Source organism: Moraxella sp. K127, from assembly GCF_015223095.1.
Lineage (GTDB): Bacteria > Pseudomonadota > Gammaproteobacteria > Pseudomonadales > Moraxellaceae > Moraxella.
Window position 1 is genome coordinate 24,974 of the sequence record NZ_JADFBZ010000033.1, and the last position, 8,614, is coordinate 33,587.

Here is an 8,614-nt window from a genome sequence, read left to right on the forward strand (position 1 = left end):
CGCCCCCTTAACGCATGGGCGGACGGTTTTGGCGTTGTCCGCCTTGACCTGCTTGACTTGCTTCGCCAATCACAACTTTGTCGCCAGCGTTTAGCCCTGATTTGATTTCGGCATTGACACGGTTATTTAGCCCCACTTGCACGTCCACAGGCTTGGCAATGCCGTCCACCCCAACCACTTGCACGCTGTATTTGCCCTTGCCCCCTTTTAGGGCAGATGACGGTATGGTGAGTACGTTTTTGACCGAATTGGTGATGATATTGACCTGTGCGGTCATGTCAATGCGAAACTTGCGTTCGGCATTATCCACGTCCAAGTAGCCGATATAATACACCGCCGAGTCCGTGCTACTGGTCGTGCTGATGTTCTCGGGGGCAGGTTCTACGCCTGCCAGCGTGGTGTCAAACTGCTGTTCGGTGTTGCCAATGATGTTAAAGCGAGCAGGCATTCCCGCACTCACGTTTACCACGTCTGCCTCGCTAATTTGGGCGTTAATGCGGACACGACTAAGGTCGGCAAGCGTTACAATGGTCGGGGCGGACTGCATGGCATTGACCGTTGTGCCTTCTTTTTGGGTAACGGAGACGACCGTACCGTCCATAGGGGCAACAATGGTGGTGTAACTTAAATCTTCGGTGGCGGTAGATAAGTCATTTTGGGCTTTGTTAATGCTTGCTCGCTGGCTTTGGATATTCGCCTGTGCGGTGGCAACGTCATTTTTGGCGTTTTGCACGTTTGCCCTTGCCACTTGGACATTGGCACGAGCGACTTCTACCGCACTTTGGGCGTCATCATAATCTTGGCGACTGATTGCGTCAATTTTTAAAAGACTCTCCAAGCGAGCAAAGGACTGTTCGGCTTTTTTGAGTTCGGCAAGGCGTGCTTGTAAGGTCGCTTCTGAGCTTGCCACATTGCCTTGACTGGACGCCAGATTGGCTTGGGCTTGGGCAAGGCTCGCCTCAGCTTGTTGTAAATTGGCATTGGCATTAGATACCGTATTTTTTTGTTCCACTTGGTTAATTTGGGCTATTAGGTCGCCTTTTTTGACTTCATCGCCCACGTCCACATACAGCTTGACAATCCGCCCTGACACCTGAGCCCCCACGTCCACGCTTTGAATGGGCTTGACTTTGCCTGACGCCATGACCGTGTTTTCAATATCGCCCATGACCGCATCGGCAGTCAGATAAGACGGTGGGGTTTCTTTGGGCTTAAAAAAATAATAGGCAAGGACAATAAGTGCAATGGTAATAATGGCAACGATAAGCCATTTTAGGGGGAATTTGGATTTTTTGGCGGTGGACATGGTTTTTTTCCAAAAAAAATAGCAGAATAGAGATTAATTTTAAAAAAATTGGTATTTTTAAAAATGGGTAAATGGTTAGGGTGTGTTGAACTTTGGTATTTGCAATGAAAATCACGAAAAATCGCACGTTTTTCAAGGAAAAAACTTGAGGCTGTGAGTCTTCCATCAGACAAGTTTTTGACTTCGAGCCACAAGATTTAGCCATTTTTCATGCAAAAATTGGTTGAAATTGTCAAGTTCTCATCTTATTTTATAAAAATGTTATCAATGGTAGGCACGCCCTAATTAATATTGATAAAAAAATAAAGTTTTTAAATTTGACATGGTTAGTGATAGGCTTGCAGAATAAATAACAATTTGCCCTGTGTTATGATTAATTTTTAAACAATTCATTTAGTTCTAATTTTATGAGCTTTACATTTATCTTAAAAATTGTCTTAAAAAATCTAAATTTAACCAATGTAATTTTTAAAAACCCAACAGTCATTATAAAATTTTTGTTTTAAACAACAATTAAACCCTAAGTATTTTTTATAAATTTTTATGGTGAAATGGTAACGTTTTGTAATTAATAATGTCCGCCATTTACCCTTGCCTTGCCCCCACCCCACACACCGACAGCACCAAATCGGTCAGCAGTTGCCACACGTCTTTATCACTCACGCCCTTGATTGCCTTATCAATGGCATAGACATCGGACAGCCACCGTCCGCCCTGCCCGTGCAGTCGCCGTGCCGTCTGCTCGTAGATGTATGCCTTGCTTTGCCAAATACCCAGCTCGCTTGGGGCTTTACCTGCCTGAATTTGCAGAATCAGCCGTACATCTTTGGCAATCGCCCACAGCACAATGCTTGGGGCGGTGTCGGTGCGTTTTAGGTGATGTAAGATAGCAAGGCTTTTTTGGGCATCTCCTGCAAGTATGGTATCCGACAGATGAAACACAGTAAAATCCGCCCCGTCCACAAGCGACCGTTCTAGCTCGTCCACGCCAATCATCTGCCCATGCGTGTATAAAAAGGACGTCCGCCACAGGGTCTGATATGCCGACAGCAGATGATGTTCGGTGTGTGATAGGAGCATTTGCCACGCATCAGGGCTTAGGATTAGCCCCAGCTCTTGGGCTTTGGCGGTCAAAATGTCAGTACGCACTGACTCATTATAGACATTACCGTCAATGATAAGCCCTTGATTGTCAAAGAGTTTTAGGGCTTTGGTGGCAAGTGATTTTTTGTCTTGCTTGGGCAGGCACCAGATGAGATGATTGTGGCTATGCCCGCCTGCCACGTCATCAGCAAAGGCAGTAAGGCGAGCGATTGCCTTAGTGTCGGGCTTGTGATTGCCTGTAACTATCAAGGCGGTACTGTCGCCAAACAGCGATAAGTCATTTAGCTCGGCGACCACGTCCAGCCATGATTTGGCGGACGACAGCTCCATGCGTTTGATGAGTTGGTTATTTGCCGACCATTGGGGGCGACAGGCGTCAATGAGCCATTGGTGCAGAAGTGGCTCATCACTGTGCATGACCCACAGCCCCTGTGTGGGCGTGGTGTTGTCGTTTTTGAGATGATGAAAAAGCGGTAAAAATCGCTGTTGCACGGTCTGCTCGCTTAGCGTGCCATGGCTCGGTAACGCTCGGCAATGCGTTCGCCTAGCTGGTCATAGAGCCAGCCCCTACTCTCTTCGCCCTGCTGGTCAAGCGTTACCACGCTCGCTTCATTATATTGATAGCTTTGCTCCACTTGCATGGGGGCAGTGGTGGTTTTTGTGCCAACGATGATTTTGACGTCCGCACTTAGTACCAGACGAATCTCAGTCAAAGTGCCGACCAACTCATAACGGCGAAACCGCAAGTTATCTACACGGATTTGATTGGTGCTAAGCCCTGTTTTTAGGTGCATAAGCTCCAAATGCTTGGTCATGGCTCGTTTTAGGTGCAAGTTTTCTTGGCTGTCATCCAGGCTTAACTGCACGGTCTGATAAGCAGGGGCTATTTGTAAGCTTTCGCCTGTCCCACGCAAGGCAAATCCGCACCCCGATAAAGTTAGGGTAGATAAGACGGCTAATGCTAACAATGGAGCGGTTAAAAATTTTGGCATGGTTGTCCTTTTTGTATCATATCATATCAAATCACTTCACAAAATACGCCACACCAAAACCCACCCAATAAATCGCCACTGCCAAAATCACCGCCGTAATCACACTTGCGATATTACGCACGACAGGCGGGGCAATGCTGGTTTGGGTGGTGTTTTCATCACGCACAGTGCTTTCGCTTTCTGCCTTTAAATAGCCCAGTCGAAGCACGGCATGAATAACGATAAAGACGGCAATGACCGCCCAATGAATTTGCAAAAATCCCACGACCAAATTGGCTAAAATGGCAATGTTGGATAATAGGCTAAACAGTTTGGTTTTTGGCATAATACAAAAGAGTTAATGAATGATTTTAAATAATATTGGTTTATTTTATCAACATTGATTGGCGTGTTCATGAGTGTGTAGGGGCAAATTACATTCGCCCTGTGATATGGTAAATTCTATTCAAAACAAAACAAAGGTTTTCCGTTCGTGGTGAGCTTGTCGAACCATAACGGAAAACCGATTCACCCGCAGGCATAGCTCAGGGCGAACGGCTTTTTTGTATGGTTTTGATATGAATTGAGTATAATTTCACGCATTTATTTGATTAAATGGTTTAAATGGCATTGCTTATCAGTAAATTTCAATGTTTGTAGGGATAAATCACATTTGCCCTGTCAATGTCTTGGCTTTTGGGCGAATTGCAATTCGCCCCTACAATGGCTAACTTTTAAAATTTACCTTGATTTAACAATGCCAAAATTTATTAAACAACCACACTCACGAGTTTATTAGGCACCACAATCACTTTTTTGGGTTCGCCTGTGATAAACTTGGCAACGCCCTCATGCGATAGAGCCATTTGTTTAATGGTGTCGTTGTCCGTGCCTGTCGGTACGTCAATCTCGCCACGCACTTTGCCATTTACTTGCACTGCCATGACAATGCTGTCGCTCACCAGAGCCGATTTATCAAGTGTTGGGAAGGTAAGCGTGCGACTGTCAAACCCAAACACTTCTAGCAAATGCTCGCCAACGTGCGGAGCGTATAGTGATAGGATTGTCAAAAGCGTGATAATGGCTTCATGACGTACCGCCAAATCGCCACCGTCTGCTACATCAAACGCCCCAATGTCATTGGCAAGCTCCATAAGGGACGATACAGGCGTGTTCAGAGCCAAATGTTCGCCCAAGGCGGTGTCAATTCTGGCAATGGTCTCATGGGTCTTACGGCGTAAGGCTTTGGCGGATTTGGATAGGCTGTGGTTTGCCACGTCTAGGGCGGATTTTTCCACATTAGCAATCGCAGTCAAATGCTCATCGGCAAGTCGCCATACTTTTTTGACAAAATTATAAGGACCTTTTAGGGCAGAGTCTGACCATTCTAGCGTTTGGTCAGCAGGGGCGGTAAACATGGTGTACAGTCGTACTGTGTCCGCTCCGTATTCGCCCATGATGGTCTGTGGGTCCACGCCGTTGTTTTTGGACTTTGACATTTTTTCAATTTTGCCAATGGTAACAGGCTCGCCGTCCGCTATCAGCACCGCTTCGTTGCCACGCACTTCCACTTCATAAGGGAAATAGTAGGTTTTTGAGCCGTCCGCCTTTTCACGATAAAAAGTGCCAGCCAATACCATGCCTTGTGCCAATAGGTTTTCAAAGGGTTCAGCCCCCTTAACCAAGCCTTCATCACGCATGACTTTATGGAAAAAGCGAGCGTACAATAGGTGCAAAATGGCGTGTTCAATACCGCCCACATATTGATTGACTGACAGCCATTTGTCCGCCCCTTGTCTGCCGACCATTTGGGTGTCATCGTGGGGCGTGGTAAAGCGTTGGGCGTACCAGCTACTCTCCACAAAGGTGTCAAAGGTATCGGTCTCACGCTCGGCAGGTTGTCCGCATTTTGGACAGGTGCAGTTCACAAATTCGGGTATTGATTTTAAAGGATTGCCACGACCGTCAGGCACGACATTGGTAGGTAGCACCACAGGCAAATCGCTCTCAGGCACAGGCACCGTTCCACAGTACTGACAGTTAATCATCGGAATCGGACAGCCCCAGTAGCGTTGGCGAGACACGCCCCAATCACGCAGGCGGTATTGAATGGTTTTTCTTCCTAGATTTCTATTGCCTACAATCTCAGCAACTTTATCAAAGGCTTCTTGGAAATTTAGCCCATCAAGCTCGCCACTATTAACACAACGACCATATTCCCCAAATGTGTCCTGCCATTCATTAAAATCCAACACAGGAATCTCAGAAACCATTGTATTGATAATCTGTTCCAGTGGTAATCCAGACAGTCTTTTAGCTCGCTCTTCTTCGGTTTCGGTTTCTTCTACATCAAAACCCATAAGTCGAGTATAAACACGCCCTTTATCAAAACACGCAACCGTTTCAGCAGAACGCCAATCTTTTGGCATAATGACTGGCTTGATTTCTAAATTATACTTTTTAGCAAATGCAAAATCACGCTCATCATGAGCAGGCACGCCCATGACCGCCCCCGAGCCGTAGCTCATGAGAACATAGTTAGCAACCCAAATCGCCACATCTTCGCCCGTTACAGGGTGCTTGGCAAATAGCCCTGTATCCATGCCCACTTTTTCGGCTTTGGCAAGCTCACTTTCGGCAACCGAGCCTTGTTTGCATAACCTGCAAAATTTGGCAATTTGTTCGTTTTGGCGAGACGCATACTGGGCAAGCGGGTGTTCGGCTGATACCGCAAGATAGCTTACGCCCATGATTGTATCAGGGCGAGTGGTAAAGACGGTGAGTTTGTCCGCTTGTCCGTCTAGCTCATAGGTAAAATCCAGCTCCATGCCATGACTTTTGCCAATCCAGTTGTGTTGCATGGTTAGGACTTGTTTTGGCCATTTGTTTTCTAACAGTTTTAAATCGTCAAGCAGTTCGTCCGCATAGTCCGTGATTTTAAAATAATACATCGGAATATCACGTTTTTCAACGACCGCCCCCGACCGCCAGCCACGACCGTCTATGACTTGTTCGTTGGCAAGGACGGTGTTGTCCACAGGGTCCCAGTTTACGGTGGATAACTTTTTATATACCAAGCCTTTTTTGTAAAGCTGTAAAAATAGCCATTGCTCCCATTTATAGTACTCAGGATTGCAAGTGGCGAACTCACGAGACCAGTCAATGGAAAGACCTAGCGATTTTAATTGCCCACGCATATGCTCAATGTTGGACATCGTCCACGCATGGGGGGCAACTTCGTTGTCAATGGCAGCGTTTTCAGCAGGCAAGCCAAAAGCGTCCCAACCCATAGGTTGCATGACGTCATAACCCTTTTGGCGATAGTAGCGAGACAACACGTCCGTAATGGCGTAGTTACGAACGTGTCCCATGTGGAGCTTACCGCTTGGGTAGGGGAACATGGAGAGCATATAGCGGGTGGGTTTGCCGTTGTCGTTGTTGTCCGTGTGGTAGCGGTTGTCGGCTTGCCATTTGGCTTGCTGGGCTTGTTCAATGGCTTTAAAATCGTAATCGTTTAGGCTCATGATAGGCTAACTCAAAAATAAAAAATTTAACACGCTATTATAGCCGATTTTTGTTATAATTTGCCAATATTTTGTAAAGCGAGACACCCCCATGACGACCATTTATGGCATAAAAAACTGCAACACCATGAAAAAAGCGTTTGATTTTTTAAATCAAAACGGCATAACCCATGAGTTTTTTGATTATAAAAAGTCGGTATTAAGCCAAGATGACTTCGCCAAATTTGTGGCAACCTTTGGCGAAAAAGTCATCAACAAACAAGGCACAACCTATCGTAAACTGGACGATACCGCCAAAAACACCCTTGCTAGTGGCGATGTATCCGCCATGTATGAGATAGTCAAGGACAACCTTAGCGTACTAAAACGCCCGATTGTGATGGGTGATGGCGTGGCGTTGATTGGCTTTGATGAGAGTAACTGGAAAGAAATGTTTGGTAAATAACAACCGCCCATCGCTGACAGGACAGATGGCGTCAATCATCGGACTTATGGGCATATTACCATCGCCCATAAGCCCTTTTGATGAATTGATATCTTGTTCGTCTATTGTGATACGTGTGTGTATTTACGTATTTTTACCACGTGTTTACACCATAGACCTCTAACACCAAGAGAGTGCTAGAATTTGAGGATGTGTATCAATATGGATTTTCAAGCCACTTTTTCTCAATTTCAGCAATCTTGCCACTGGCAATAAGTTTATCAATACCTTCATTAATCATGCCGATAAGTTCATCTTTGCCTTTGCCAGCGACAATAACCTGAGCAGATTGTGGATTGCTTTCGGTTTCATAGGCAATAATATGTGTTTTAACTTCTGGGTATTTGACGGCAAAATATTCCAGCAGTTGCTTATCTTCACCGATGGCATCTGTCTTGCCCTGTGCTAGCGACTTAAAGGTTAAAAATGTGCTTTGATTCTCATGTATGGTTGCTGTCGGCACAGCTGTGGAGATGTCTTGGCATTGTTTTGCTCCAGTCATACAATCAAAACGCTTGCCTCCCAAATCAGACAGTGACTGAATGCTTGGATCTACCACCATGATCGCAGATGGTACATGTAAATATTTCTTGGATAGGGTATAAGCCTCATTACGCTCATCATTATATGACACCCCAGAAATTGCCAAGTCATTTTTACCAGCACCAACACTGGGCAACATGTCTGCCCATGACATTGTCTCAAACTTTATATCAAAACCCTGCACCTCTCCAATAGCCTTGATAATTTCAATATCCATACCAATCAAGTTACCTTTCTCATCCAAATAACTAAATGGCGGTTGCACTCCTGTGGTAGCTACTTTGATTTGATAGTTTGTGGACGATTTGTCAGCATTGGCTTTTTGCACGCTATTATCTTTTTGTGTGCTACCATTATTCTCGCCACCACAACCACTTAATAAGCCCAAAACTGCCAAAAACATGAACTTTTTCATTGTTTAGCTCTCCATTTTTCGAAATAATTTGATGGTTCTGAAATTTCTATTTCAGGTCTGACATGGTATCACGTAACGACACTAAAAATCAATCACATCACTAAGAATTTATAGAAATAATTTTAACAATAATACCACTAATATCCAACCTTGTCACTCATCATCATTTGTTTGCTTGTCCACTGTGGGTTGCTGTACAACTGTTTCATCATTTATCTTTTCTTTTTGTCCAAACGGCCTGTTCCAAAACGGCTTAATCACTTTTTT

7 protein-coding genes are annotated in these 8,614 nt (G+C 45.1%); 1 reads left to right on the top strand and 6 read right to left on the bottom strand.

Translation table 11 applies throughout. The annotated features are described in order from the left end of the window. Positions 1-7: 7 nt before the first annotated feature. From IM753_RS08325 to leuS, 5 genes are all read right to left on the bottom strand, one after another. Positions 8-1,306 carry an efflux RND transporter periplasmic adaptor subunit gene (locus IM753_RS08325; RefSeq protein ID WP_194109076.1) on the bottom strand — a complete coding sequence of 433 codons (1,299 nt, stop codon included), beginning with the start codon at positions 1,304-1,306 and terminating at the stop codon, positions 8-10. 585 nt (positions 1,307-1,891) lie between these two features. Continuing rightward, positions 1,892-2,902 carry a DNA polymerase III subunit delta gene (holA, locus tag IM753_RS08330; protein ID WP_194109077.1) on the bottom strand — a complete coding sequence of 337 codons (1,011 nt, stop codon included), beginning with the start codon at positions 2,900-2,902 and terminating at the stop codon, positions 1,892-1,894. Between the two features lie 11 nt (positions 2,903-2,913). After that, positions 2,914-3,402: a hypothetical protein gene (locus tag IM753_RS08335; RefSeq protein WP_194109078.1), complete on the bottom strand. Its 489-nt coding sequence runs from the start codon at positions 3,400-3,402 to the stop codon at positions 2,914-2,916. 31 nt (positions 3,403-3,433) lie between these two features. Next, positions 3,434-3,727, bottom strand: a complete 294-nt coding sequence (locus tag IM753_RS08340) for a hypothetical protein (RefSeq protein WP_078274011.1) — start codon at positions 3,725-3,727, stop codon at positions 3,434-3,436. A 424-nt stretch (positions 3,728-4,151) separates the two neighbouring features. Continuing rightward, positions 4,152-6,905 (bottom strand): leucine--tRNA ligase, encoded by a 2,754-nt coding sequence (gene leuS / locus IM753_RS08345; protein WP_194109079.1) that lies wholly within the window; start codon positions 6,903-6,905, stop codon positions 4,152-4,154. Positions 6,906-6,996: 91 nt separating this feature from the next. Here leuS and IM753_RS08350 point away from each other — a divergent pair, with 91 nt between their 5' ends. Continuing rightward, the gene (locus IM753_RS08350; RefSeq protein WP_194092902.1) at positions 6,997-7,350 is read left to right on the top strand and encodes an arsenate reductase family protein; all 354 of its coding nucleotides are present in this window, start codon (positions 6,997-6,999) and stop codon (positions 7,348-7,350) included. A gap of 196 nt (positions 7,351-7,546) precedes the next feature. On the opposite strand, the gene IM753_RS08355 is transcribed toward IM753_RS08350, so the two are convergent. Next, positions 7,547-8,335 (bottom strand): ABC transporter substrate-binding protein, encoded by a 789-nt coding sequence (locus IM753_RS08355; protein ID WP_194109080.1) that lies wholly within the window; start codon positions 8,333-8,335, stop codon positions 7,547-7,549. Positions 8,336-8,614 lie beyond the last annotated feature (279 nt).